A 25,014-nucleotide genomic window follows, 5' to 3' on the forward strand; every position below is an offset into this window, starting at 1 on the left:
AGAAGAAATCTAACTATCTATTTTAGGAGGTAGAGGTGTGAAAAGTTTAATTCCTCTGGATGAACTTCAGAAAAAAATGAGCGCTATATCATCAGTAGTTCCGGGAAAAACAACTATGCCAATTCTTTCTATGGTACTTATAAAAGCAGAGGAGAATTTACTTACGTTCTCGGCAACAGATCTGGATATCTCTGTTACTTCAAGGATTAAAGGTAAGGTAGAGAAGAATGGATCGATCGCCGCTCCGGCTAAAAAGCTTACAGAAATAGTGAAGTCTCTTTCGGGTGATCAAGTTTCGTTCGAAGTCGATAAAGGTGCGCTTAACATAGTTTCAGGAAGAAGTAGTTTTGTGATTAACGGAAGAAACGCGGATGATTTTCCTCAGATTCCCAAACAGGAGGGAAAGACAGGATTTTCTATTGATTTTAAACTTCTCGAAAAACTTATAAAAAAAACAACATACGCGGTATCTACAGACCTTACAAGACCGGCCCTATGCGGTGTCTTATGCAAGGTGAACACCGACGGAATGACGATGGTTTCTACAGACGGGCACCGTCTGGCAAAGATTGATTTAAAGCAAAAGTTTACAAATGTAGATAAAATTGACGTCATAATACCTCCAAAAGCTCTATCTACACTAAAGCAGTTTTCATCGGGGCAAAACAGGGTAAATATTCAATTGGCGGAAAACAATGTCTCTTTCTCGATGGAGGATGTAGTTATTTATTCTAGGCTTCTCGAGGGACCCTTTCCGGATTTTTCAAAAGTTATTCCCGAGAATAACAAGAAAGAACTTGTACTTTCCAGAACTTCCCTTTTAGAAGCTACAAAGAGGGTGTCTATACTGTCAGACAGTTTAACCCATCTTGTTGTTTTTTCGATTAAAGAAGGAAAGATACTGATCAATGTTAAGACAAAGGAACTTGGGGGGGCAAAAGAGGAAATAGATGTTTCATACTCCGATAACCCTATGGAAATAGGGTACAATGCTAATTATCTTCAGGATATTTTAAGGACAATGGAAGGTGATAATATAATATTTTATCTCGACAGACCTGATAATGCCGGAGTTGTTGTTCCCGCAAAACAGGAAGAAGAGTATGATCACCTTTGTATTATTATGCCCCTGAGGATAAATTGATCTTTTTGTGAGGCGAAGCGGTGAATGGGAATGAGGATAAACAGGGTAGAAATTACAAATTTCAGGAATATAACTGAAGCCTCTCTCGAATTCTCTCCCGGATTTAATTTTATTACAGGATTGAACGCTCAAGGAAAGACAAATCTCCTCGAGGCGCTTTATATCTTTTCTCTCGGAAGGTCATTCAGAACAAGAAATAAAGAGGAGCTTATATCGCTGGGGGAGGACTTCTTCTTTATAAGGATGGCTGTAGAGAGCGACAGGGGGGTGGAATACATACTTGAGGTTGGAGTGGAACGATCCGGAAGCGCCCGCGTAAAGATAAATGGTGAAAGAACAAAGGGGTTTTCCAGCTTGATCGGGATAATACCGGGGGTGATATTTACTCCGCGGGACGTTGGTATGGCGTCTGGTCCTCCGGGAGACAGGAGAAGTTTTATAGATTACACGGCGGCGCAGATATCCGGTGATTTCTTCGGGGTTCTTAAAGGGTATAGGCAAGTATTGAAACAGAGGAACGCGCAGATCAAGGAAACAGCTGCGGGAAGGGGGCGGGGGGAAGTTATGAGAGCGCTCGACAGTATGCTTGTTGAAAGGGGAGAAATGCTTGTCAGGGGGCGAAGGAGGGTACTTAAAATAATAACCGACAGGGCGGCGGAGATGTTCAAATATGTGTTTAAAGGGGACGATTGTCTTGAGATGAAGTATACCTCTTCAATTAACCCCGACGGCGGCAATTATTCAGATATCTTTTTGGATTATCTGATCAAAATGAGGGACGAAGAAATAAGAAGGGGTTATACAATCGCGGGACCTCACCGCGATGATATTAAAATATCAATTGGAGAACTCAACCTCAGGAAGTATGGATCTCAGGGAAGAAAGAGACTCGTGGCGATAGTTATGAAGATGGCGCAGGCTTCAGTTATTTATGAAAAACGGGGAGAAAGGCCCGTTATTATGCTGGACGATATTTTTTCTGAACTCGACAATAAAGTATCCCGGAAAGTAAAGGATTTTTTATCTGAGAAATATCAGAATTTTATCACTTCTCCCGACACGGCCGGCGTGGAGAACAGAGAAGGAGCAAGAGAGTTTTTTATAGATGGAGGGGTGATAGAAGCATAAGAGATAGACCGGAAGAAAAGAATTGTTGAGAGGGCGCGATTGGGGTAGATTTATGTAATATTTTTGTTTATTTTTAACCTGTTTAGTAATACCATTCGGTATGGATAAGAAAAAAACAAAAGGAAGAAAAAATAAACAAAGCGCTCCCGTAAGTGAGATTCTACCCTCTGTTTTTAAATCCCTTGGAATCGCGGGTAGGTTAAAAGAGGGACAACTGGTCAGAGAGTGGCCTTCGATAGTAGGTAAGGAACTGGCAAAAAGAAGTGGCCTCAGAGATATAAAAGATGGTATTCTTTTTGTCGAAGCCGAGAACAACACCTGGATGCAGGAAATCAAGTTTCTACAGAAAAAGATAATTGGGAGGATAAAAAGCAGGTTTCCCGGGATTGAAGTAAAAGGGATACGGCTTTTTATTAAGAGGGAAAAGGAGAGGAATGAGTAATAAATACACAGCTAAAGGAATACAGGTATTAAAAGGCCTGGAAGCGGTAAGAAAGAGGCCTGCCATGTATATAGGAAGCACTGATATACACGGGCTTCATCATATGGTTTATGAAGTTGTAGATAATAGTATAGATGAAGCAATGGCCGGCCACTGCGGTTTTATTGAGGTTAGAATCGAGCCGGACGGTGTAGTGACGATTGAAGATGACGGGAGGGGGATTCCGGTAGATTTACACCCGACGCAGAAAAAGCCGGCTGTGGAAGTTGTAATGACTATGCTTCATGCCGGGGGTAAATTCGACCATAAAAGTTACAAGGTGTCAGGGGGGCTTCACGGCGTGGGTGTTTCTGTCGTAAATGCTCTCTCTGAATGGATGAAAGTGGAAATATGGAGAGACGGGGGGAAACACATACAGGAATATAAAATAGGGCTGCCCGTGGCTCCACTTAAGTCGGAGCCCTTAGAGAAAGACAAGAAAAGAACTGGAACCAGAATATCATTCCGCCCGAACCCGGAGATTTTTTCCACTTTGGATTTCAGTTTCGACACAATATCTCAAAGGCTAAGAGAGCTGGCATTCTTAAACAAAGGGATAAAGATATTTTTCAAAGATGAAAGAAGCGGCAAGGAACACGAATTTCAGTACGAAGGCGGAATAGTTTCTTTTGTGAAGTTGCTGAATAAAAACAGAACAGTTCTGCACAGAAAACCGATTTATATCGATGAGACGAAAGATGACTGTTCCGTTGAAATTGCCATCCAGTACAATGATTCATATGGAGAAAAGATATTTACATTCGCGAATAATATCAACACTGTCGGCGGAGGAACCCACCTGTCGGGATTTAAAACCGCACTTACAAGAACGCTTAACAACTACGCGCAGAAGAACAATCTCTTTAAGAAAGGGAAGAACAAAATGACGCTTTCCGGGGACGACGTCAGAGAAGGTATAACGGCGGTTCTCAGCGTTAAACTTCCCGAGCCTCAGTTTGAGGGCCAGACAAAGGGAAAACTCGGAAACCGTGAAATCATGGGGGTTGTAACGACTATTCTCGGGCAGAAGCTCGGAGAATTTCTTGAAGAGAACCCAAGTAAGGCGAAGAAAATAGTAAGAAAAGCGATAGATTCCGCCAGAGCCAGGAATGCCGCCAGAAAGGCGAAAGATCTTGTAAGGAGAAAATCGGTTCTTGAATCGGGAAATCTGCCCGGGAAGCTTTCCGATTGCTCAGTGAATGACCCCGAGCATTCTGAGCTGTTTCTCGTAGAGGGTGACTCGGCCGGAGGATCGGCAAAGATGGGGAGAGACAGGAGGTTTCAGGCAATTTTACCTCTAAAGGGCAAAATTCTGAATGTGGAAAAGGCAAGAATGGATAAGATCCTTTCGAACGAGGAAATCAAAACGATTATAACGGCTCTCGGGACCGGTATTGGAGAGGATTTTGATATTTCCAAGATCAGGTACCGCAAGGTGATAATTATGACAGACGCGGATGTGGACGGATCGCATATAAGAACGTTGATACTTACTCTTTTTTTCAGGTATATGCCCGAACTTATCTTACAGGGATGCATTTACATAGCTCAGCCTCCCCTCTATAGGATTAAAAAGGGGAAAAAGGAAAGGTACGCGTATAACGAAGAAAAAAGACGTAGAATCATAAAAGATTTAGGAGGAGAAAAGGGGATTTCTCTTCAAAGGTATAAGGGTTTGGGGGAGATGAATCCCGAGCAGCTCTGGATGACGACAATGGATCCGGAGCGGAGAGTAACGAAGCAAATCAGGTTGGAAGATATGGTAGAAGCCGACCAGACATTTACGATTCTTATGGGCGACAAGGTAGCTCCAAGGAAAAAATTTATTCAGGAGAACGCTACCTATGTTAAAAACCTCGATGTTTAATACAATAAGAACAGAAACCGGATGAGAAGTAATTACCAGAAACGGAGTTGTCGTGCGGAAGAGTTTCCAGGAGGACAGATTAAATGCAGATTAACAGACAACAGATAAAACAGAGCTATATAGAAGATGAAATGAGAGACAGCTATCTCGATTATGCAATGAGCGTTATAGTTTCCAGGGCTCTTCCAGACGCACGGGACGGCTTAAAGCCCGTGCACAGACGCATATTGCTCGCGATGGACGATCTTAACCTTGCCCACAACCGGGCGTTCCGCAAATCTGCCAAAGTAACCGGTGATGTAACGGGAAATTACCACCCTCACGGCACAGCATCTGCGTATGACGCGATAGTCAGAATGGCTCAGCACTTTTCGCTGAGGTATCCCCTTGTCGAAGGCCAGGGAAACTTCGGTTCGATAGATGGGGATCCCGCGGCCGCCGAAAGATACACGGAAGTGCGGATGCAGGGGATCGCCGAAGAGCTTCTGGAAGACATAAAGAAGGAGACGGTCGAGTTTGGGCCGAACTACGATAACACCAGGCAAATGGCGCTTGTTTTGCCCGCGAAAATACCGAACCTTCTTATAAACGGAGCATCCGGAATAGCTGTCGGTATGGCCACTAATATTCCTCCTCACAACCTTGTCGAAATCATCGGCGGCCTGAAGGCTCTCCTGGAGGATCCGGAGCTGGACGCCGACCGGCTTTGCGAGCTTGTGCCGGGTCCGGATTTTCCCACAGGGGGAATAATATGTGGAAGAGAAGGGATAAGAGAGGCTTATAAGACGGGCCGGGGGAAGCTGCTTGTCAGGGCAAAGGCGAATATAGAAACCGCCGAAAGGGGAAAGTCGAATATTATCGTAACAGAAATTCCCTATCAGACCAACAAGGCGAAGATAATCAAAAAGACAGCTGATCTTGTAAGAAGCGGCAGCTTATCGGGCATCAGCGATATACGTGACGAATCGGACAAAGACGGAATGAGAATCGTTATAGAGCTGAAGAGAGACGCGTACCCAAAGGTTGTCTTGAACAAGCTTTATAAAAAGACACAGCTGCAGACCAGTTTCGGCATCATCCTTCTGGCTCTGATCGACGGAATAAGACCTTTGGTGATGACCCTGAAACAGGCCATGAAGGCATTCCTCGATCACCGCGAAGAAGTTGTAACCAGAAGAACCAAGCACGACCTTAAACGCGCTGAAGAAAGAGCCCATATACTCGAGGGTTATAAAAAGGCCCTGGATAATATTGACGCCGTAATAAAACTCATTAAAAAGAGCGCTTCTCCCGGGGAAGCAAAAAACGGTCTCACGAAGGAATTCGGCCTTACGGAAATACAGGCTCAGGCGATTCTGGACATGAAACTTCAGAGACTCACCGGACTCGAGAGGAAAAAGATCGACGAAGAGTATCTGGCGCTTATTCAAAAGATAGAATATTACAAATCTATTCTGGAAAGCCGGACGAGACTTCTTGGTATCATATCAGATGAACTTGACGATATAAAAGAGAGGTTCGGAGACGAAAGAAAAACGTCAATAATAGAAAAGGAAGGCGAGTTCGAAGTAGAGGACTTTATTGCTGAAGAAGACATGATAATTACTATAACGCACTCGGGGTATATCAAGCGGATTGCTTCTGACACCTACCGCAGACAGAAAAGAGGGGGCAAAGGTGTCAAGGGAATGGGGATGAAAGACAAAGATTTCATTGAACATCTCTTTATCGCGTCAACTCACACTTATATCCTTTTCTTTACCGACAAGGGGCAATGCCACTGGCTGAAAGTTCACGAGATTCCGAGAGGGGGAAGGCTTTCAAGGGGCAAAGCCATAGTCAACTTACTCCAGTTATCGAGTGAAGAGAGGATTACAGCGTTTGTTTCCGTGGATGATTTCGGCAGGGACCTCAATCTGATAATGGCCACAAAGAACGGTCGCGTCAAGAAGACCCCCCTGGCTGAATATTCCCATCCCAGAAAAAACGGAATAATAGCGATCGACCTGAAAGGTGATGACAGTCTCGTCCGCGCAGCAATGACTTCCGGAAATGATGATATTATTCTCGCGAAGAAGAAAGGCAAAGCGATAAGGTTTAATGAAAAAGATGTCAGAATAACCGCGAGGGCAACAATGGGAGTAAAAGGGGTCTCGATGAGCAAAGACGACGAAGTAGTTGAAATGGTTGTTGTAAAAGCGGGAGCCGCCCTACTGACCGTCACGGAGAAAGGCTACGGAAAGAGAACAGACATCAAGGAGTACAGAAACATAAGGAGGGGGGGAAAGGGTGTGATATCCATTCTGACCGATGAGCGAAACGGGAACCTGGTAACTATTAAAGAAGTTTTCCCCACCGATGAGATCATGATGATAACGAAAATGGGGAAGATCATAAAAAGCTCAGTATCTGAGATTTCAGTGATCAGAAGAAACGCCAAGGGTGTAAGATTGATCAATCTCGACGAAGGGGATTCCCTTGTAGGAGTTACTCTGGTAGCAGGAGAAAATGAAGAGGAGAACGGGAATTCAAATGAGGAGGAGAGCAAAAACGGCACTCCCGCCGGCGGAGGCGCTGAAGAGAGTAATAATCAGGGGGAAGAGTGAAACAGTTAGAAAAGATAAGAATATGGCTGGCGATTCTAACACCTCTGCTCGCGCTTGCGATTAGCGGCGGCGCGGCATCTTCTGTTAGGGGCGGCAATGACAAGATAGCTCAAGAGTACAAGAAGGGAAAAGACGCGGCCCTGAAGGAAATGATAGGAGTTGCCGTGCGGGATGAAAAAACGGTAGTTCTCAGGTGGGAAAAGGGCTCAAAACAAATTACGGCAGAGTATAACATTGAATTGCAAAAGGAAGAACCAAATACAAAAATCGCCGGCTCTGCACAAATCGTCAAATTAAGGGAAGCCGAAAAGAAGAATGGAATCAAAGGTTTGTTTGAGAAATTCACAGGGGATGGATATGAGAACGGAGATTTTGCCCCTATAGGGGACAGGATGCATATAGCGGTCGGGGAAGAAAAAGTATATAATAAATGCTATACATGGGCTTATAAGCACGTGAAAGATTTTGTTGGAATAACGACTGTTTTCCAAGACCAAGCCCGCGTAAAAGAGAAGAGAGATAGAGCTCTCAGTTTGCGTGTCCGTTTCTTTACGGGCGAATCGCCGGGCAGTAAAAATGACCTGTCTTCAAAGGTTTTATCGGAGTATCCTGAGTTCGCCGCCGACTCGCTTAACGGGGTCGTCTTTTCCAGCGACAGCCTTTTTGCGGGGGCTGTTATTCTGGGGGCTAACCCCGGCGGAGCATTTAGGCTGGAGCTCGAGCCGCGCTTTAGTTCAGAGAGCGACTCGTCTGAAGCCGCGGGAGCAAGGGCGGTAGACAGAACGAACGGCGACGAAAGAGAACAAGTCAGATTTCCTTCCGCGAGATTCTTTGCGGCCTCGAACAGCGGCAGCAGTGAATCCGGGTTCAGGCAGGTAGACTGGGCGGTGGTTTTTGCCAACTCCGAAGAAGAGATAAAGAGGAACTTAACGGCAGCGCTTGAAACCTACAAAGGTACAGTTAATGAGAAAGGGAAGAGGACAAAATGGGTGGTGCCGCCGCTAAAAACAAGCATAATAAATCTGGAGACGAGGTTGCTGGCCGTCTGGAAAGATAACAGAAAAAATAGAGCCGCGGCGATGAAGATTCCTTTCGATTTTATCGGCAGCGGCATTAAGTGGATAAAGGTTGACGGTTCCAGGGTGCCGGATTATAAGAAATTAGGGACAGATATTATTGTGCCCCTAGAGGAAAGGTCTCTGAACAGGCCGGATTCCGTGTTTATAGAGGGTGAATTCATAAATGGAATTTTGTTTGCGGGCAAGACAGCGCTGGCTGCCGGCAAAGAAGATTCATCCGGAAAAATTCCCGATGACGGCAGGCTGCCCCGCAGCTTAATGAATCTGTATCCAAATCCGTTTGTGGAAAAGGTAAACATTACGCTCAGCATTCCGAGGAAAGACGAAACGGATCTTTTTAATTCCGCGGAGATTTTGAAGGGAGACGGGATTGTTCGGATCTATGACGTAAAGGGTATGCTGGTCAAGAAGGTTCTTGAAAGAAAAATCAACTCACCGGGAAGATATTCCGCGTTCTGGGACGGCAGGGACAGGAGGGGAGAGCAGGCGGCTCCCGGTGTATATTACTGCAACCTTCAAATAGACGGGATGACGTTAACCAAGAGGATCGTTCTTCTCAGGTAATTATGGATTTTTATGGGTCATCGGGTTCCCCGGATGAACGGGCGTTGCTTATCGGCGTAAGGCTTCCAGGGTCAAGTTTAGACAGAGAAAAAGCAAATCTTGAGGAATTAAAGGCCCTCGCGGAAACAGCCGGCGCTGATGTTGCCGGCACAGTGATTCAGCAGAGAACCCGTGTTGACGGATCTACATATGTAGGCAAGGGCAAATTACGGGAAATACTAAGAAAAATCCAAGAGGAAGAGATAAATCTGGTAATTTTTGATGATGCTCTTACACCCGGCCAGGCCGGGAAGATTGAGAAGATACTGAAAGTAAACGTCATTGACAGAACAGAACTGATCCTTGACATTTTTTCCAAAAGGGCAAGGAGCCGCCAGGCCCGGCTCCAGGTGGAAATCGCCCAGTTGAATTACGCTCTGCCGAGACTCAAAAGGATGTGGGATCATCTTTCGAGGCAGGCGGGGGGGATCGGAACCAGAGGGCCGGGCGAGAAACAGCTTGAAGTTGACAGAAGAAGACTGAGAGATAAAATATCCCATCTGGAAAAGGGGCTTGATAAGATAACCCGGGGCACGTTCGAGAGACGCAAAAAGAGAAAAAAACTTTTCAATGTAACGATAGTAGGATATACAAACGCGGGAAAATCAACTCTACTTAACAGGCTTGCCGGAAGCGATATATATAGAAGCGAAAAACTGTTTTCCACAATTGATTCCACTACCCGAAGGGTAGAGGGTATTAAAAACTTCCCCGTTTTGTTAACAGACACCGTAGGATTCATACGAAAGCTTCCGCCTTATCTTGTGGCGAGCTTCAAAAGCACTCTCCTTGATGTAGAGGAAGCGGACATGCTGCTCCACGTTGTTGATGTTTCGAGCCCGTCGTTCGAGGATGAAATCGAAGTTGTAAACGATGTTCTGGGCGGTATATTCAAACGTGCCTCGAAAGAAGGAGAAGGGGAGCGGGAAGTGCCCACAAAGCTTATTTTTAACAAGATAGACCGCCTGGGCGACATGGGGTCGGAGCGCATACTGAAAAGGGAATACCCGGAGGCCGTTTTAATAAGCGCCTTAAAGGGGGAGGGTGTTGGAAGAATACTTAAAGAAATCGAAAGACACACAAAAAGTGGGAGAGTTAAAATTGAAGCAAAGGTTTCTCTGTCAGACGGAAAGACTATCGATTTAATTGAAAGAGTTGCCGAAGTGGATCAAAGGGAAATTTCAGGAGGGTCAATAACAGTGACTGCCGTAATAGACAGGGCCTATCTGCCGGTTCTTGAAAAAAAGCGCGGAGTAAGGCTGTTAAGTGTTGTTTAGAAAGAGCCGGGGTGTTGGGCTTTTCCCTTAAAGCGGAGCTTGTTGTTTTCCAGAATAACATCGTCATAATTTTTCGCGAGTGATTCTCTCTGGGCGGCGGCGTCCTTATGATTTACCTTGTTTTCATAACTCCTGTCGAGCTGGACAACTATGAACCGGGATAGTAGGATGAAGGCAAGGGGGACGATTAGCGGAATAAACTGCTGCCATTTTCTGTGTGAGACAAGCCGTGAACAATAAACCGCTCCCGAAGATATAACTGCCACAAAACCGACGGAAACCAGGTAGAGATGGCGGATATTGAGCCAGTCTCTGGGAAACTGGAAGAACGCGAACGGAAGAATCATGATATAAGTCCACGCGATAAAGAACCGGATTGTGCGGTTTCCGAAAATGAACCCGAAGAAAGAATAGGAAAAGATTGTAAGGACGATCAACACACGAATTTCTGTGGCAAGCTTATATATCAACACTACAGCTTTTCCGGAAGCGGTGACGAGGTGAGATGTATGAATGGGGAATATCATCCTGACCATATAATTGACAACATTTTTCGCCGCGTAATAGATGAATTTAAAAACCCCCGGATTTTCAGAGTAAAAAGCGGGGCTGTAGCGAAAGAAGATAACTTTTGTAATTATCGCGGCCGCTACAATGAAAATAAGAATGATAAAACCGGGGTTAAAAACAGGTTTTTTAATATCAGATCTGTCGCGGAAGAAGAAATTAAAGGCGAGAAAACAGCCTAGAATCGAAAAACTGGTGCTCTTTGTAAACATCGAAGCTATAAAGAAAACAACGGAGAGGAAAAACCAAATAGTACGAATCTCTCCGTCGCGTTCTAATTCATTCTTAAAGTAGAACAGCATTGTCAGCAGAGTCAGCGTGGTAATCATAAGATCTTCAAACCCGGATGCTATCATAACGGCTTTTCCGTAGTTGCCGACAGTGAATACAAAGAGAATGCCCGAAAGGAGCGCGACCTTTCTGTCGCGAAGCAGAGAGTTGACGAGGGTATAAACAAGAAATGAGTTAACGGCGTGGAGAAGAATATTGAATATGAAATATCCTTGAGGATTAAAATGAAATAATTTAAACAGAAGAAAATGAACGTAATAGACAAGGGGCTGGAATTTGAACGGATATGTGCTGTTGAAAGCTGCCGCGGGATCATCTCTCATCTCCAGGCTGCTTTGAAGGGTTATGAAATCAAAATCATGCCAGAAGCCGTTGTTAAGAGTAAGGCTGAACGCGATAAATCCCAGTAGTAGAAGAACAAGGAAAATTAAGAGATTACGATTCACAGTATTAAAAAACACCCCTTAAGTACTTTTATCAGTCCGGCCGCAGGCCGTTATACCTTATCATATTATACATTAATAAGCCCCGGATTTGTAGAAAAAAGAACGCCTCAAAACATTTTCTCACATAAAAAACCCTTTTAGAAAGACCGTCCTTTCTATGCGGGGCTATTCCTGCAGAAACAGGTTGGCAAGAACCTTCGAGTCATTAACCATGTTTTTCACAAACTGATATTCGTTCGGCTGATGGCAGACATCGGCAATGCTGGACCATACAACAGCGTTGTAGCCGTGACGCCTGAAAAATGCCGCGACGGTTCCTCCCCCTATTCCGATGATCTCAGGTTCGATTTTGCCTACCTCTCTGATCGCCTTTGACAGCGCGACTGCCACCGGCGCGTCGGCAGGAGTGGCGGGGGCGGCTTTATCGCTCTGAGCTATACTTGTAGATATCTCCACTTCGAATTCCGCCTCGATCTCAGCGGCGACTTCGCTCACAGTTTCTCTTACATCGTCAAGTTCTATGCCGGGCAGAATCCGCATGTCGATGTAAAAGATGTCTTCACCGGGTATAGTATTGACATTTGGGACATTTGGTTCTTTCTTTGTGGGTTCGAAGGTGTTGCCGGGCGGATCGAAGAGATCGTCGGATTGGTTATAGGTTTCAGCGAGCCGCCTGTCGAGACGTGACGTCAGATGGGCGGCCGCCCTGTGCGCGTTAATGCCCTTGTCGGGTTCCGAGGCGTGACATGATTTGCCCGAAACCTTGATCTTCAGCCAGAGAATTGATTTTTCCGCGACTTCAATAGTTTTTCCCTCGGGGTCTCCCGAATCGGGAACAATAATAAAGTCGTCTTTTCCGAAAATGTCGGAATTTTCAAGTAGATATTCAATCCCGTATTTACTGCTTGTTTCCTCATCCGACACAAGGGCCAGGGCGACATCGAAGGGAAGCGGGAGGCCGAGTTCGCGGATGGCTTTCAGGGCAAAAAGTGTAGGGACAATGCCCTGATGGTCGTCTTCGACGCCCCGTCCAAACATCTTCCCGTCTTTGACTTCAAGCGTAAACGGGTCAGTTTCCCATTTATCAAGATCTCCGGCGGGCACTACATCGATATGAGCCATTATCCAAATTTTTCTCTCGCTTGACTTACCTTTCATTATGGCGGCGATATTTGGCCTTGTGCCGGCTGAGACGCGCTCGTCCGGCGCGTCATAATGATCCACCCGGTCGAATCCTATCTCCTTTTTCATCCAGCTCTCAAGAAATTCCGCTTTCTCAGTTTCCCCGTCACCGTCATTGTCGGGGCCTAGCGCCGGAATGGCGACAAGCCCCCTTTGAAGCTCTATCATGTCATCTTCATAGCTTTCTATCTTTTTGTATATTTTATTCAGTTTATCAGAGTTCATGATCATCTCCCTTAACAGAATAAATTCTTAAACAGCGAAAAACTTTTACTAACTATCCTTAACACCGGTAAGGAGGCTGGTCAAGTTCTTTATCTTAGTCTTAGGGTCTTTCATGCGCGCCGGCGGAAATATGGAAGTTTCTTTATTGACAGGGCGGCTCCACAGGGAAAAAAAGGAGTGTTGGGAAAAGAGCAGAGACAGGCAGGGGCCGTAAAAGAAAACCCCTTTCTCCATCAGAAAGGGCCGTACTTATAAGAGGGCCGAGTAGTCCGCGAGAGTGGATCTTCTTAGAATTCACTCGGTACCGGCGACAGGACTTAAAACCCCATTTTTACAGAAAGTTTCTATCGCCGCTAAGTAAATCTGTAAGGGTAAATGCCGGCAAGGGCTTTCAGGCTGAGAGTGTTCTCAGAACACCCCGGAGCACCGGAAAATTGAGTTGACTTTGAAGCCCCCGTTCTGGTTAAATAATCAGTGATGAACTCGGCAAACGAATTTTCAGATTGATCAGGCGGGTTGAGCCGGATAAAGTATGTGAATCTTCCAAACCAGGAAGATTTTAATCAGCCAAAAAAAAACGGGAAGGAGTTCAAAAATGTACAGACGCTTGATTGCGGGATTGATCTTTTGCGCGGTTTCGGTTTTGACAGGATGTGGACAGGGGGATGGTGAAAAAGAGATGAAACAGAACAATATTGAAAAAAGGCTTGAGAAATATGCCGTGGTAAAAGTTGGTGTTCCTTGGGAACTTCTAAGTAAGGAAGAAACGGCCGCTCTAGAGAAGCTTTATATGGCCGCCAAGGTAATAGACAGAATATTTCTCAGGCAGGTTTCTGAGCGGAATGTCGAACTGGAGAAAATATTAAAGGAAAAGGGAGATAGAGATCTTCTTCGCTTTTTTAATCTTAATTTCGGTCCGTGGGACAGATTGGACGTGGATAAACCCTTTTTCGGAGAGAAAGCAAAACCGGAAGGGGCCGCCTTTTATCCTGCGGATATGACAAGAGAAGAATTCAATTTATGGCTTCGGAATCACCCGAAAGACAGAGAGGATTTTGAGAGTAAATATACTGTTATAAGAAGGGACAAAGACGGCGGCCTTAAAGCGGTTCCTTATTCACAGCAGTATGGAGAGTTGCTTAAAAAAGCCGCTGGATATTTGAAGCAGGCGGCCGATTTGACTGAAAACAGCTCGCTGGAGAAGTTTCTGAGATTAAGAGCGGACGCTTTTTTGAGCGATGAGTATTATCGAAGCAACATGGCCTGGATGGATATAAAAAACAACATTCTGGATGTTACGATAGGGCCTTATGAAGTTTATGAAGATAAACTTTTTAATTATAAAGCTGCTTTTGAAGCCTTTCTCTGCGTCAGGGATCCGGAAGAAAGCGAAAGACTCGAGAAGCTGAAAAGCTATATTGTCGAAATGGAAAAAAACCTGCCGATAGAGGACAAGTACAAGAATTTTGAAAGAGGAATGTCTTCTCCCGTCTCTGTTGTAGATGAAGTTTTCGCGGCCGGAGATACGAAAGCCGGAGTACAGACACTAGCGTTTAATCTGCCTAATGACGAGAGAGTTCGCGAGGCAAAGGGCTGTAAGAAGGTCATGCTCCGCAATATATGCCACGCCAAGTTCGATAAAATACTCCTGCCCATCGCAAGCCGGGTCATAGACAGGGAACAGTTATCGCAGGTAACATTCGATGGGTATTTTAACCACATACTTCTGCACGAATTTACACACGGGCTCGGTCCCGGAAATATTGTTCTCAAAGACGGCACTGAAACGACTGTCGCCAAAGTTCTCCGCGAGAGATATTCCGCTATTGAAGAAGCGAAAGCCGATGTCGGCGGAGAGTATAATTTCTATTATCTTATTAATGAGGGCCTCTTTCCGGAGGAAATGAAAAAAGAAGCGGCGGTTACTTTTCTCGCTGGCTTCTTTCGGTCTGTCAGGTTCGGTGTTGAAGAATCTCACGGCAGGGCGAACATGATAGCGTTTAACTATTTCAGGGAAAAGGGAGCCTATATTCTCGATGATGATACAGGGCGCTGGAAAGTGGACTTTGAAAAGATCAAGGGTGCTGTAGAGTCGCTTCTGCGGGAGCTTCTTATGATACAGGCGCGCGGCTCCTATCAAGCGGCCGGAGATTTAATCGAGAAGTATGGCGCCATGGGGAAGGACGTAAAGGAATCTCTCTCGAAACTTGAGGAGATACCTGTGGATATTATCCCCGAATACAGTATCGAGGATAAATTCGGGGCTGAAAATCAGTGATAGATTCGGGCCGGATGTCAACCTCTGGGTTTGGTCGGCCTTCAGGGGATACAGGAAATAGCTGTCAGGCATCCGGCCCTTAACAGTTTGGGGGGGCGGAAGGGGAAGGCGGGGCAGATCAGCAGAGGTGAAAGATGAAGGAGTTTTATGATAAATGCAGAAAATCGGTTATAGACGGCGACGGCGAACTTGCCCTGAAACTCGCCAAGGAAGCCATTGACAACAAAGAACCGGCCATTGACGTAATAGAAAAGGGGTTTGTCCCGGGGATAAGGGAAGTAGGGAGGCTCTGGGAAAACGGCGCGTTTTTCCTGCCCGAACTCGTGATGGGCGCCGAGGCTATAAAAAAGGCCCTGTCTATTCTTAATCCCATGCTCGCGGATAAGCAGACAAAGAGGTGTAATAAGGGGAGAGTGGTTATTGGCACCGTTGAAGGGGATATTCATGATATTGGAAAAACACTGGTAGCGACAATGCTGTCGGCAACAGGTTTTGAAGTCTATGATCTGGGGTTTGATATAGACGCGAACAGCTTCATAGAAGAAGCGGAAAGAAGAGGAGCGGACTGTATCGCCTCTTCGGCGCTTCTTACGACAACTATGCAGAAGCAGCGTGAAATAGTCGAAGAACTTAAAGTTCGCGGACTAAAGGATAAATACAGGGTCATAGTGGGGGGAGCGCCGTGCAGCAGAAAGTGGGCGGACGAAATAGAAGCTGACGGTTACGCCAAGGACGCGGTGGCGGCAGTAGAGGTGATAGAAAGACTGATAAACGGCGGCTGAGAAGAAAAGGCCGGCGTGAGGATTCCCGATGAGCTTTGATTTGAAGAAGATGCTTGACGAGAAAGTCTTGATTTTTGACGGGGCGATGGGGACTATGCTGATGGCGGCGGGAATGGCGGGCGATGAAATACCGGAAAGCTGGGTTTTTTCCAGAGAAGAGGACCTCATAAGAATACATTCAGAATATATAGACGCCGGCGCTGATGTTATTCAGACAGACACATTCGGGGCGAGTGAAATAAAGCTTTCCTCTTCAAGGCAGGGAGCCGGGCTCGATCCGGAGGAAACAAACAGGAGGGCCGCGGTTTTAGCGCGTAAAGCCAGGAGGAGGTCTGGAGACAAACGTGTCCTTGTGGCGGGAGACATCGGTCCCGCGGGGGGGTTCTTCCCGCCGGTAGGAAAAATGAAAGAAGATGAGGTGAGAGGAAACTTCGCGCGGCAGGCCCGCGCACTCGATCAGGGGGGGGTAGATCTTTTTCTCATAGAAACGATGACCGACCTTAGAGAAGCGGTGGAGGCCCTGAGGGGCGTGAAAGAGGTTTCCGACAAGCCTGTCGTGGTGGAGTTGACTTTCAGCAGGAAACCAAAAGGACACTTTACACTTATGGGAAACACGCCCCGTGAAGCAGCAGAAGTCCTGGCGGAGGAAGGCGCCGACATGATTGGAGCTAACTGCACTCTGTCGAGCAGCAAGATGATAGAATTGGCGCGGGAGATGAGATCACAGACAAAAACCCCTCTTCTTTTTCAGCCAAACGCCGGGCAGCCTGTTCTGGAGGGAAAGAAAACGCTTTACAGGCAGTTACCTGAAAGTTTCGCGAAAGACATAGAAAAAATAGTGTCAGCCGGAGCGGATGCCGTCGGGGGATGCTGCGGTACTACTCCGGAGTTTATCAGATTGATCAGGAGAAAACTGGAAGGTTCAGGAGCTTAGCCCGGAGAATACATGAAGCCGGTTATATACGATAATATAGAGATAGAAATCAAGGAAACGGAACTTTTCAAAACTCTCGGCAATATGGGCAGGATTGAAAGCTGGAAGGGAAAGGGGCTCGAGGAAAGAATCGAAAAGGCCCTTGATTTGGCGTCTAAACTCGTAGAGCCAAGAGGCATGTATGTAATCACGGAGGGCAAGAACCTCGGTGGAACAGATATCTTCGACTCACTCGGGAAAATGGCTTTTTCCGCCTGTACAATAGGGAAAGATTTGGAGGCGGAAGTGACTGCTCTTTCCAGAGAAGGCGTGATATTGGAAGCTGTGCTGCTGGATTCAGCCGGATCCGTGGCGGTCGAAGAGGTAGCGGACTATATCGAAAATATAATTTCAGAGATTGCCGGAAAAGACGGGGAAAAAACATCGCCGCGCGCGAGTCCCGGGTACGGAGAATGGAAGATAAGTAATCAGAAAAACCTCTTTGAACTTTTACGTCCGGACAGAATTGGAGTTGCCCTGAAAAAGAGCATGATGATGTCTCCGCGGAAATCGACAACTTTCGCGATACATATTTCGGAAACGCCGGTAAGATTAAGAGGCAAAAATTATCTGGAAAAACTTTAGGATCTCAGCTTAAAACAATAATTAACCTTCAACGCTTTTAAGAGTAAAATATGAAACGGCCAACCCGAATTAACTGGCTCGAAGATGAAGATGTCGAACGTATAATAGGAGAAGCTATAGTTATCCTCGCCGAAACGGGCGTGTATATAGAGAATGAAGAAGTTCTGTCCATCGTAAGTGACGCAGGGATAAGAACCTGCGATTTCAGAGCCTTTATGCCGGAAGATGTGGTAAGAAACGCGGTAGAATCCGCGCCGGAAAGAGTAACTGTTTATAACAGGCTGGGAAAACCCGCGATGGATCTCGGCGGAAGTAGTCTAAATTTTAATCCGGGGTCCTCGGCCGTTCAGATACTTCGGCATGGTTCAAACAGGACGGAGGTGCCTGACAGCGGAGACCTGGTAAGATTTGCCATACTTACGGATTACCTCGAGGCTTACGATGCCCAAAGCACAGCTCTTGTGCCGGGCGATGTGCCGCAGGCGATAGCCGACAGATACAGACTCTACTTAGCGCTGAAGTTTTCCCCAAAACCCGTGGTTACCGGAACATTCAGCCTCGACGGCTTTGAACCTATGAATGATATGCTGAGGGCGGCTGCCGGGGGAGAAAAAGAATTAAGGGCCGGGCCAATCGCGGTTTTTGACTGCTGTCCTACATCGCCTCTTTTGTGGAGTGACCTGACTGCCGGCAATCTGGTAGATTGCGCCAGGGCGGGGATTCCGGCTCAAATCGTTCCAATGCCTCTTGCAGGAGCCACTTCCCCCGTTACTCTGGCGGGGACGATCACTCAGCAGTGCGCGGAAAATCTAAGCGGCATAGTGATCAATCAAATTGCCGCGCCCGGCGCTCCGGTTATATACGGAGGGTCTCCGGCATGTTTCGATATGAGGAAAGGAACGACGCCGATGGGAGCTGTTGAAACACAGATTATAGGCGGAGCCGCGGCTCAAATTGCTGAATGTCTGGGGTTGCCGTCGCACGCCTATATGGCTCTGAGCGACTCAAAGGCCGTTGACTATCAGGCGGGTATGGAGACGGCAATGAGCGCGGTTATCGCGGCTTTCAGCGGAGTAAATAATGTTTCGGGTCCGGGAATGCATAACTTCCAGACCTGCCAGAGCATGGAAAAACTCGTGCTGGACCATGAGGTCTGCATGATGGCGAAGAGATTAAGGGAAGGCATTAGAATAGATGGCTCGGGAAGCGCGAAAGAGATTATTGAAGAGGGGATAAGGAAAAAGACATTCCTGTCACTTGAAAACACCCTGAAATTCTACCGCGAGGTAACATATTTTCCAGACAGTGTTATCGACCGGACCATGGGGGATAGTGAAGGTGATGTCAGCGAAGGGGATATAATAGAGAGAGCTTCGGAAAGAGTGAAGGAAATCCTCAGATCCCACCGGCCTGTTCCGCTCGAAGAGGAAAAATCCAGGGCCATAGAAGAAATTATGACGCGGGAAGCGGAAAAAAGCGGAATGGACAACCTTCCGGAATTGCGGGATTGAGCGGGGAATTTTAAAGAAGAGAAGTGACGGGAAGACTTATTTGATTTCCATCATTTTTTCGATAGCGTTTCTGGCTCCTCGGGCGATCTTCTCGGGCACGGTAACGACAGGCCCTAAGGTTTTAAGCGAAAGAAGAAGTTTTTCCGGTGTAATTTTCTTCATGTTCCTGCAGACAGCGCCGGAAAAAGCCGGAATGAAATTCTTGCCGGGGTAGATCGTTTTCAACCGGTAGACCATGCCAGTTTCCGTTCCGACAATAAATGTGTCCGAGTCGCTGTCTCCGGCGAAACGTATCATGCCCCCGGTGCCGAGAACGACATCTGATTCCTTTATAATTTCGGGCGGAACCTCGGGATGAACCATAACCACGGATTCCGGATACTCCTTTTTTAGTTCCCTTATTCTGTCAGCTGAAAACATCTGGTGAACTATGCAGTACCCGTCCCAGAGGATGAGGTCCCGTTCCGCCTGCGCGGAAACCCAGGAGCCGAGATTTCTATCAGGTCCGAAAATAATTTCCCTGCTTTTGGGGATTGAATTTACCACTTCAAGCGCGTTTGCCGACGTGCAGCATATATCGGTTTCCGCCTTAACTTCAGCGGTAGAGTTAACATAAGTTACTACAACCGCGTCGGGATGCTTCAGTTTCAGTTTCCGGAGGGCTTCAGGCGTCACCATATCCGCGAGAGGGCATCCGGCTTTGGGGTCGGGAATAATAATTTTTTTATCCGGCGACAGAATAGCCGCGGTTTCGGCCATAAACAGTACGCCGCAGAAAATAATAATATCCGCGTCAAGATCCCTGGCTCTGCGGCTTAAAGCGAGAGAATCTCCCATATGGTCCGCTATGTCCTGAATCTCGGGAATCTGATAGTTGTGTGCGAGGATGCTGACGCCTTTTTTCTTCTTCAGATCGAGAATTTCTTCTTTAATCATTACTGATATTCCTTTCAGGCAAAATGTTCGCCGGCAGCTGACAGGTCACGGAGATTAAAAGATATTAAGTGTTGATTTACAAGAACAAATTCTCAATTTTTCCGTTTGAACAGATGTTTTTAATGTTTCATTGTAGAGAAAGCACAGGATGAGAAAAAAAGAAAAAGAAGATTTTTATGGAATTATCGGCCGCGATTTGTTTATAATAAGTAATGGGTATGCCGGAATATAGTTTGGTATGATAATAACGGATGCCGGATAGAATTCAAATACTGGAATATTGTCCCGTTCCCGCAGGTTTGAAATATCGGGAGGGGGCTGTTTTTATTACTGGAGGATTAGATGAAGTTTTTTATTAAATTATCCGTTTTTTCAGCGGCCGCGGTTCTTGTTTTTACTTCCTTTTCGGCTGCTTTCTGCGCGGATGAGAAATCGGACAACCCCGTCTTCTATGTTCAAGAGAGGGAAGTTGATGTAGGAGAAGTATATGAAGAAAAAAATGTGACTTATGATTTTATCGTGGAGAACCACGGCCAGGGAGAGCTGCATATTAACAGAGTTAAAGCCGGTTGAGGATGTTCCGCGGCCGATTATGATAAGGTCATCCTTCCCGGGGAGGAAGGAAAAATAAAGACAGTAATCAATACAAGAAGTTTCAGCGGTTATTTTAACAAGAGTTTTACGGTATATACGAATGACCCTGAGAATAAACAGGTGCGGCTGAAAGTAAAAGGCAATATAAAAACGATATTCAAACTCTCAAGACCTGTTTCGATAACGGGGTTTATGGGTGAAAACCTCAAGCTCAAGACTATCGTTACGAACCTGCTTGTAGAGCCCGTTCATATAGAGGATTTATACTGGGATGAGAGCGCCGACGAAGCCCTTAAGGAAAAACTCGGAGTCCAGCTCGAAGAGATCGAAAAGGGAAAGAAATACGCTATAGTTTTTGACGATAAAGAACCGTTTGAGCCGGGAACCTATGCCGGAGCTTTTATTCTCAAAACAGATTTTGATAAGGTAAAGGAAAAGAATATTAATGTAAGGGTAGTAATCAACGCCGAAGTAAGAGCGTATCCGGAAAGGCTGATTCTGCCCGAGATGTTGATTCCCGAAGGGACAACCAGAAGTTTCAACAAACTGGTAAGAATTGTAGCTATGAGGGGCGACTCTTTAAAAATTCTCAAGGTCGTTCCGAGTAGAGAAGATATAGTAACAAATGTCAAAGAAGTCAGGCCCGGAAAAATGTACCGCTGTAAACTTACTATAAGGCCGGAGAGTGAAACGGGAGAATATCACGGATATCTGACATTTTTTACCAATTATGAAAACTATGAAGAAATCAAGGTTGAAATTCTTGGAAGCGTGAGAGTTATGCCCGCAGGAAAAGATTAGGGAACGCTCTGTCGGCTGCCGGACGGGAGTATTCGGACAAGTCGTAATTTCTTCGAACTCTAAAGCGTAAAATGCCTTCCGGTCAATCGATGCAGGTCAACCCTTTTTTGAGCAGAGGCTGTAAGTTTTCAGTTGTTATTTTTAAACTTGGTAAAGGAAATGGAATGAACAAGAGAATCATAAACTATTTAAAACCACTTCTTATATTTGCCTCGGTAGTTATGTTGATTAATCCGGGTCTATCTATGGCGGCCGATTCCGGGGATCAGAAAGAGGTGAGCTCTGAATCATCAGCCGGGGAAGAATTTCAAAAGGTCGTGACTGCTATAAGGAGTAAAAACCGGACTATGGAGCCTGAGCAGGCGGCGGAGTTTTCAGAAGAAAAGCTCGCTGAGTTTATAGAAAAATATCCCGACAGTCCCGAAGCGGTGCAGGCAAGAATGGGTATAGGGCAGATCTATTTAGGTGTCGGGAATAGCAAAAAGGCTATAGAGCAGTTTAAGATGACATTAGAAGGTGATATAACCCTGTCAGAAGATAATATAAAGGCGGCGCGCTGGTTTTTGTCCAAAGCCTACCTGAAAAACGAGGATTTTGATAAGGCGGAAGAACTTCTAAAAAAAATAGCCGGGGAGGCGGAAGGATCAGATGAAAAAATGCTCGCGGCGGCGCGCAACGACCTGGAGAGAATAGAGACACTTAAAAAACTTACTGTAGGATCTCCCGCTATTTCTTTTCCGGATACAACCAGGGATATTTCCGGCGAAAATATATCGCTGAAGGAGTTTAAGGGAAAAGTGGTTCTTCTTGATTTCTGGGCAACCTGGTGCCAGCCCTGTATGATCGAAATGCCGAATGTAATAAAGACCTATAATAAGTATCACGATCAGGGTTTTGAAATCATAGGTATTTCACTCGACAAAGATATTGATAAGTTAAAGGGGTATATCAAAGAAAATGATATAAGCTGGCGGCAGATATTCGGAGGATATTGGAAGGCTCCGATTGCCGGAATATACGCTGTGAACTCTATTCCATCAACCTTTCTTATAGGAACCGACGGCGCGATAATAGCCAAAAATATGAGGGGAGATGAGCTGGAAGAAGCTGTCAGAAAAGGTTTAGGTAAGGAATAGGAAAACAACAAACGTCCGTTATTCAAAAAACAGTGTTTATTTGGCCCCCCATGGGGGGGCTTGAAAAATTCTGAATCAGTTTTTTAGTTCTCTTCCCGCCAAGAACGCCTTTTTGTTGATTTCTCCGGTTCCCTTCGGCGCCATTCGTTGAATGACTTCAATCCATTTTTCTTCTTTCAGATCGAGCGATTGCGAGAGGACGCCGAGCATAATGGTGTTTACAAGTCTCACGTTGCCGAGGCTTTTTGCCAATTTAAACGCGTCTATAATTCTGGCGCCCTCGTTCTTCTTTTTGATTGCTTCTCCAGGGGCGTCCGGGTATGAGAAGTTACCTGTGCTTACGATTGTAGGTATGATCTTCTGGTTATTGACGATTGTTACGCCGTCTTTTTTACATTGACCTGTCCAGCGAAGCCCCTCGGCGAGTTCAAACGCGAGAACAGCGTCGGCTTCACCTTCAGGGATAAGCGGCGAAAAGACCTCTTTGCCGAAACGGACATGGCTGGTAACTATGCCGCCTCGCTGAGACATCCCGTGAACTTCACTCTTTTTAGCGTCTAGGCCGCTTGATTTAGCTACTTCGGACAGGATCTCACTGGCGAGAAGGACCCCCTGCCCTCCTACGCCGACTATTAGAATATTTGTCGCTGCGTTTTTCATTGTGTTTCCTTTCTTTTTCCCTGTTATGATTTGTCCTCAACGATTGCTTCGGAGGGACAGACTTTCGCGCAAATCCCGCAGCCCGTGCACATCGCCGGATCAATTGCCGGAATGGGCTTACCCTTGTCGTTTGTCGCGCCGGAACCGGATATAGCGGGGCATCCCACACTAAAGCAGACTCCGCAGGCTATACATTTGTCAGTGTCAATCCTGAAGGGCTCGTCTTTTATTTTTCGCGGAAACAGCATGCAGGGTCTGTTGGTGATGACAACTGAGACAGCATCCCGGTCTATTTCCTCTTTTAGAGTATTGTAAGTTTCATCTATATCGTATGGATCCACGGTCTTTACATTCTCGACGCCGAGGGACCCGCAAAGATCAGATAGGTTGATTGCTTTAGTATCGCCGCCCATTAGAGTTTTAGATGTTGCCGGGTTATCCTGCCCGCCGGTCATCGCGGTTATCCTGTTGTCGGCAATGATTACAGTAATTGAAGAATTGTTGTATACGGCGCTCGCGAGAGAGGTCATTCCACTGTGAAGAAAAGTGCTGTCTCCGAGGAGAGCGACGGCCTTCTTGCTGGTTTTGCCGGCTTTTTCAATGCCCATAGCGTGGCCTATGGATGCTCCCATGCACAGGCATGTATCGATTTGGCTCAGCGGGGGAAGTGCCCCGAGAGTGTAGCATCCGATATCGCCGGTCGTGAACACCTTCAGCTTACGAAGCGCCACCATCAAACCTCTGTGAGGACAGCCGGGGCAAAGTACGGGGGGCCTGGGAAGCAGAGGCTCTTCTTTTTTGTCAGCAGAAGATGAGTCGGGTTCGAGCACACCCGCGTCGGCAAATCCCTTTCTTACCTTGGTTACATTGAGTTCGAGAAAATTTGTGAAATACTTTTTTCCCTCAACCTCGATGCCAGCGGCCCTTATCTGCTCTTCATAGAATGGTTCAAGTTCTTCGACTACAAAGAGGCGGTCCACTTCAGAGGCGAATTTTTTTATCTTGTTTATTGGAAGGGGGTATCCCATACCCAGTTTAAGCACACTGGCTTCGGGAAGGGCGTCTCTGGTATGCTGATAAGCAATGCTGCCCGTGACAACGCCCACATTTTTACCGTTCCATAATATTTTGTTAAGGCTGCTTTCTTCAGCGAATTCTTTCAATTTACTGAGTCTGTCGATGATTATGGAATGGCGTTTAGCGGCGTACGCGGGAACCATCACATATTTTTCAATGTTGCGTTCGAACCCCGGGTGGTCCACTGTGTTCCTTTTGCCTATCCGGACTACTCCTTTGGAATGAGATATTCTGGTGGTTAATCTTAGAAGAACGGGTGTGTCGAATTTTTCGCTAATTTCAAAAGCGTCCTTGACGAAATCTTTTGCTTCCTGGCTGTCAGAGGGTTCAAGCACGGGGATAGAAGCGAATTTTCCATAAAACCGGTTATCCTGTTCGTTCTGAGACGAATGCATGCCCGGATCATCCGCGCTGACTATAATCAGCCCCGCGCCGACACCTGTATAGGATAAAGTCATCAGAGGGTCCGCGGCCACATTAAGGCCGACATGTTTCATTACGGCTATTGACCTTGCACCCCCATAACTCGCTCCAACTGCGGTTTCAAGCGCCACCTTTTCGTTGGGCGCCCACTCTGAATAAAGATCGTCCTTGAAGAATTTGCCCATTACCTGCATGATCTCGGTACTGGGAGTTCCCGGATAAGCCGAGGCAAACTCCCCTCCATATTCGTAGAAACCACGGGCGAGGGCTTCGTTGCCGGCAAGAAGCATTTCCATATTGGATTCCTCCTGAAGGATTGAAATTATTGAAATTGTAAATAAAATCGGAAAAACGCGATTTTC

The 25,014-nt window shown here is 46.2% G+C and carries 19 protein-coding genes and 1 pseudogene; 15 read left to right on the top strand and 5 right to left on the bottom strand.

The window, feature by feature from the left end:
• The first annotated feature begins 37 nt into the window (after positions 1-37).
• From dnaN to hflX, 7 genes are all read left to right on the top strand, one after another.
• Complete coding sequence (gene dnaN / locus U5O15_07425; GenBank protein MDZ7860481.1) at positions 38-1,144, top strand: DNA polymerase III subunit beta; 1,107 nt, start codon at positions 38-40, stop codon at positions 1,142-1,144.
• A gap of 24 nt (positions 1,145-1,168) precedes the next feature.
• Complete coding sequence (locus U5O15_07430; GenBank protein ID MDZ7860482.1) at positions 1,169-2,272, top strand: DNA replication/repair protein RecF; 1,104 nt, start codon at positions 1,169-1,171, stop codon at positions 2,270-2,272.
• Positions 2,273-2,372: 100 nt separating this feature from the next.
• Entirely contained in the window at positions 2,373-2,714 is a 342-nt protein-coding gene (locus tag U5O15_07435) for a DUF721 domain-containing protein (GenBank protein MDZ7860483.1), read from the top strand.
• Positions 2,707-4,620, top strand: a complete 1,914-nt coding sequence (gene gyrB / locus U5O15_07440; GenBank protein MDZ7860484.1) for a DNA topoisomerase (ATP-hydrolyzing) subunit B — start codon at positions 2,707-2,709, stop codon at positions 4,618-4,620. Before U5O15_07435 ends, gyrB begins: the two co-directional genes overlap by 8 nt.
• 83 nt (positions 4,621-4,703) lie before the next feature.
• Positions 4,704-7,226 carry a DNA gyrase subunit A gene (gyrA, locus tag U5O15_07445; GenBank protein ID MDZ7860485.1) on the top strand — a complete coding sequence of 841 codons (2,523 nt, stop codon included), beginning with the start codon at positions 4,704-4,706 and terminating at the stop codon, positions 7,224-7,226.
• Positions 7,223-8,869 (top strand): hypothetical protein, encoded by a 1,647-nt coding sequence (locus tag U5O15_07450; GenBank protein ID MDZ7860486.1) that lies wholly within the window; start codon positions 7,223-7,225, stop codon positions 8,867-8,869. Before gyrA ends, U5O15_07450 begins: the two co-directional genes overlap by 4 nt.
• A gap of 2 nt (positions 8,870-8,871) precedes the next feature.
• Positions 8,872-10,185 (top strand): GTPase HflX, encoded by a 1,314-nt coding sequence (gene hflX, locus U5O15_07455; protein MDZ7860487.1) that lies wholly within the window; start codon positions 8,872-8,874, stop codon positions 10,183-10,185.
• Here hflX and U5O15_07460 read toward each other — a convergent pair.
• Positions 10,182-11,489 carry a glycosyltransferase family 39 protein gene (locus U5O15_07460; GenBank protein ID MDZ7860488.1) on the bottom strand — a complete coding sequence of 436 codons (1,308 nt, stop codon included), beginning with the start codon at positions 11,487-11,489 and terminating at the stop codon, positions 10,182-10,184. The genes hflX and U5O15_07460 overlap by 4 nt on opposite strands.
• Before the next feature lie 165 nt (positions 11,490-11,654).
• Positions 11,655-12,896, bottom strand: coding sequence for a M20 family metallo-hydrolase (locus U5O15_07465; GenBank protein ID MDZ7860489.1), 1,242 nt, complete (start codon positions 12,894-12,896; stop codon positions 11,655-11,657).
• A 595-nt stretch (positions 12,897-13,491) separates the two neighbouring features.
• Between U5O15_07465 and U5O15_07470 the strand changes: the two genes are divergently transcribed.
• The 5 genes from U5O15_07470 to U5O15_07490 all read left to right on the top strand — a co-directional run bounded on the left by U5O15_07470 (position 13,492) and on the right by U5O15_07490 (position 19,025).
• Complete coding sequence (locus tag U5O15_07470) at positions 13,492-15,174, top strand: peptidase (GenBank protein ID MDZ7860490.1); 1,683 nt, start codon at positions 13,492-13,494, stop codon at positions 15,172-15,174.
• Between the two features lie 134 nt (positions 15,175-15,308).
• Entirely contained in the window at positions 15,309-15,956 is a 648-nt protein-coding gene (locus U5O15_07475; protein MDZ7860491.1) for a corrinoid protein, read from the top strand.
• Positions 15,957-15,984: 28 nt separating this feature from the next.
• Entirely contained in the window at positions 15,985-16,890 is a 906-nt protein-coding gene (locus tag U5O15_07480; GenBank protein ID MDZ7860492.1) for a homocysteine S-methyltransferase family protein, read from the top strand.
• Between the two features lie 12 nt (positions 16,891-16,902).
• The gene (locus U5O15_07485; protein MDZ7860493.1) at positions 16,903-17,514 is read left to right on the top strand and encodes a hypothetical protein; all 612 of its coding nucleotides are present in this window, start codon (positions 16,903-16,905) and stop codon (positions 17,512-17,514) included.
• A 50-nt stretch (positions 17,515-17,564) separates the two neighbouring features.
• Complete coding sequence (locus U5O15_07490; protein ID MDZ7860494.1) at positions 17,565-19,025, top strand: trimethylamine methyltransferase family protein; 1,461 nt, start codon at positions 17,565-17,567, stop codon at positions 19,023-19,025.
• Positions 19,026-19,061: 36 nt separating this feature from the next.
• Here U5O15_07490 and nadA read toward each other — a convergent pair whose 3' ends face one another.
• A complete protein-coding gene (gene nadA / locus U5O15_07495) occupies positions 19,062-19,961 on the bottom strand; it encodes a quinolinate synthase NadA (protein MDZ7860495.1) in 900 nt (299 codons plus the stop codon).
• 342 nt (positions 19,962-20,303) lie between these two features.
• On the opposite strand from nadA, the gene U5O15_07500 reads away from it, so the two are divergent.
• From U5O15_07500 to U5O15_07510, 3 genes and pseudogenes are all read left to right on the top strand, one after another.
• Positions 20,304-20,534: a hypothetical protein gene (locus U5O15_07500; GenBank protein MDZ7860496.1), complete on the top strand. Its 231-nt coding sequence runs from the start codon at positions 20,304-20,306 to the stop codon at positions 20,532-20,534.
• Positions 20,535-20,546: 12 nt separating this feature from the next.
• Positions 20,547-21,356 (top strand): annotated as a pseudogene (locus tag U5O15_07505) (DUF1573 domain-containing protein).
• Between the two features lie 164 nt (positions 21,357-21,520).
• Positions 21,521-22,492 (top strand): thioredoxin-like domain-containing protein, encoded by a 972-nt coding sequence (locus U5O15_07510; GenBank protein ID MDZ7860497.1) that lies wholly within the window; start codon positions 21,521-21,523, stop codon positions 22,490-22,492.
• 75 nt (positions 22,493-22,567) lie between these two features.
• Here the strand turns inward: U5O15_07510 and U5O15_07515 are convergent, their stop codons facing one another.
• Both U5O15_07515 and iorA read right to left on the bottom strand, forming a co-directional pair.
• Complete coding sequence (locus tag U5O15_07515; protein MDZ7860498.1) at positions 22,568-23,152, bottom strand: indolepyruvate oxidoreductase subunit beta; 585 nt, start codon at positions 23,150-23,152, stop codon at positions 22,568-22,570.
• A 23-nt stretch (positions 23,153-23,175) separates the two neighbouring features.
• Positions 23,176-24,948 carry an indolepyruvate ferredoxin oxidoreductase subunit alpha gene (gene iorA / locus U5O15_07520; protein MDZ7860499.1) on the bottom strand — a complete coding sequence of 591 codons (1,773 nt, stop codon included), beginning with the start codon at positions 24,946-24,948 and terminating at the stop codon, positions 23,176-23,178.
• Positions 24,949-25,014 lie beyond the last annotated feature (66 nt).

Source organism: Candidatus Krumholzibacteriota bacterium (genome assembly GCA_034520215.1).
GTDB lineage: Bacteria > Krumholzibacteriota > Krumholzibacteriia > Krumholzibacteriales > WJIX01 > JAGHBT01.

What these genes read in the sequence shown, in the direction of transcription:
- U5O15_07510 (MDZ7860497.1), top strand. Translation starts at nt 21,521, where the DNA reads ATGAACAAGAGAATCATAAACTATTTAAAACCACTTCTTATATTTGCC.
- U5O15_07515 (MDZ7860498.1), bottom strand. Translation starts at nt 23,152, where the DNA reads ATGAAAAACGCAGCGACAAATATTCTAATAGTCGGCGTAGGAGGGCAG.
- U5O15_07475 (MDZ7860491.1), top strand. Translation starts at nt 15,309, where the DNA reads ATGAAGGAGTTTTATGATAAATGCAGAAAATCGGTTATAGACGGCGAC.
- U5O15_07465 (MDZ7860489.1), bottom strand. Translation starts at nt 12,896, where the DNA reads ATGAACTCTGATAAACTGAATAAAATATACAAAAAGATAGAAAGCTAT.
- hflX (MDZ7860487.1), top strand. Translation starts at nt 8,872, where the DNA reads ATGGATTTTTATGGGTCATCGGGTTCCCCGGATGAACGGGCGTTGCTT.
- U5O15_07500 (MDZ7860496.1), top strand. Translation starts at nt 20,304, where the DNA reads ATGAAGTTTTTTATTAAATTATCCGTTTTTTCAGCGGCCGCGGTTCTT.
- gyrA (MDZ7860485.1), top strand. Translation starts at nt 4,704, where the DNA reads ATGCAGATTAACAGACAACAGATAAAACAGAGCTATATAGAAGATGAA.
- U5O15_07480 (MDZ7860492.1), top strand. Translation starts at nt 15,985, where the DNA reads ATGAGCTTTGATTTGAAGAAGATGCTTGACGAGAAAGTCTTGATTTTT.
- nadA (MDZ7860495.1), bottom strand. Translation starts at nt 19,961, where the DNA reads ATGATTAAAGAAGAAATTCTCGATCTGAAGAAGAAAAAAGGCGTCAGC.
- U5O15_07485 (MDZ7860493.1), top strand. Translation starts at nt 16,903, where the DNA reads ATGAAGCCGGTTATATACGATAATATAGAGATAGAAATCAAGGAAACG.
- U5O15_07470 (MDZ7860490.1), top strand. Translation starts at nt 13,492, where the DNA reads ATGTACAGACGCTTGATTGCGGGATTGATCTTTTGCGCGGTTTCGGTT.
- U5O15_07490 (MDZ7860494.1), top strand. Translation starts at nt 17,565, where the DNA reads ATGAAACGGCCAACCCGAATTAACTGGCTCGAAGATGAAGATGTCGAA.
- gyrB (MDZ7860484.1), top strand. Translation starts at nt 2,707, where the DNA reads ATGAGTAATAAATACACAGCTAAAGGAATACAGGTATTAAAAGGCCTG.
- U5O15_07430 (MDZ7860482.1), top strand. Translation starts at nt 1,169, where the DNA reads ATGGGAATGAGGATAAACAGGGTAGAAATTACAAATTTCAGGAATATA.
- U5O15_07435 (MDZ7860483.1), top strand. Translation starts at nt 2,373, where the DNA reads ATGGATAAGAAAAAAACAAAAGGAAGAAAAAATAAACAAAGCGCTCCC.
- iorA (MDZ7860499.1), bottom strand. Translation starts at nt 24,948, where the DNA reads ATGGAAATGCTTCTTGCCGGCAACGAAGCCCTCGCCCGTGGTTTCTAC.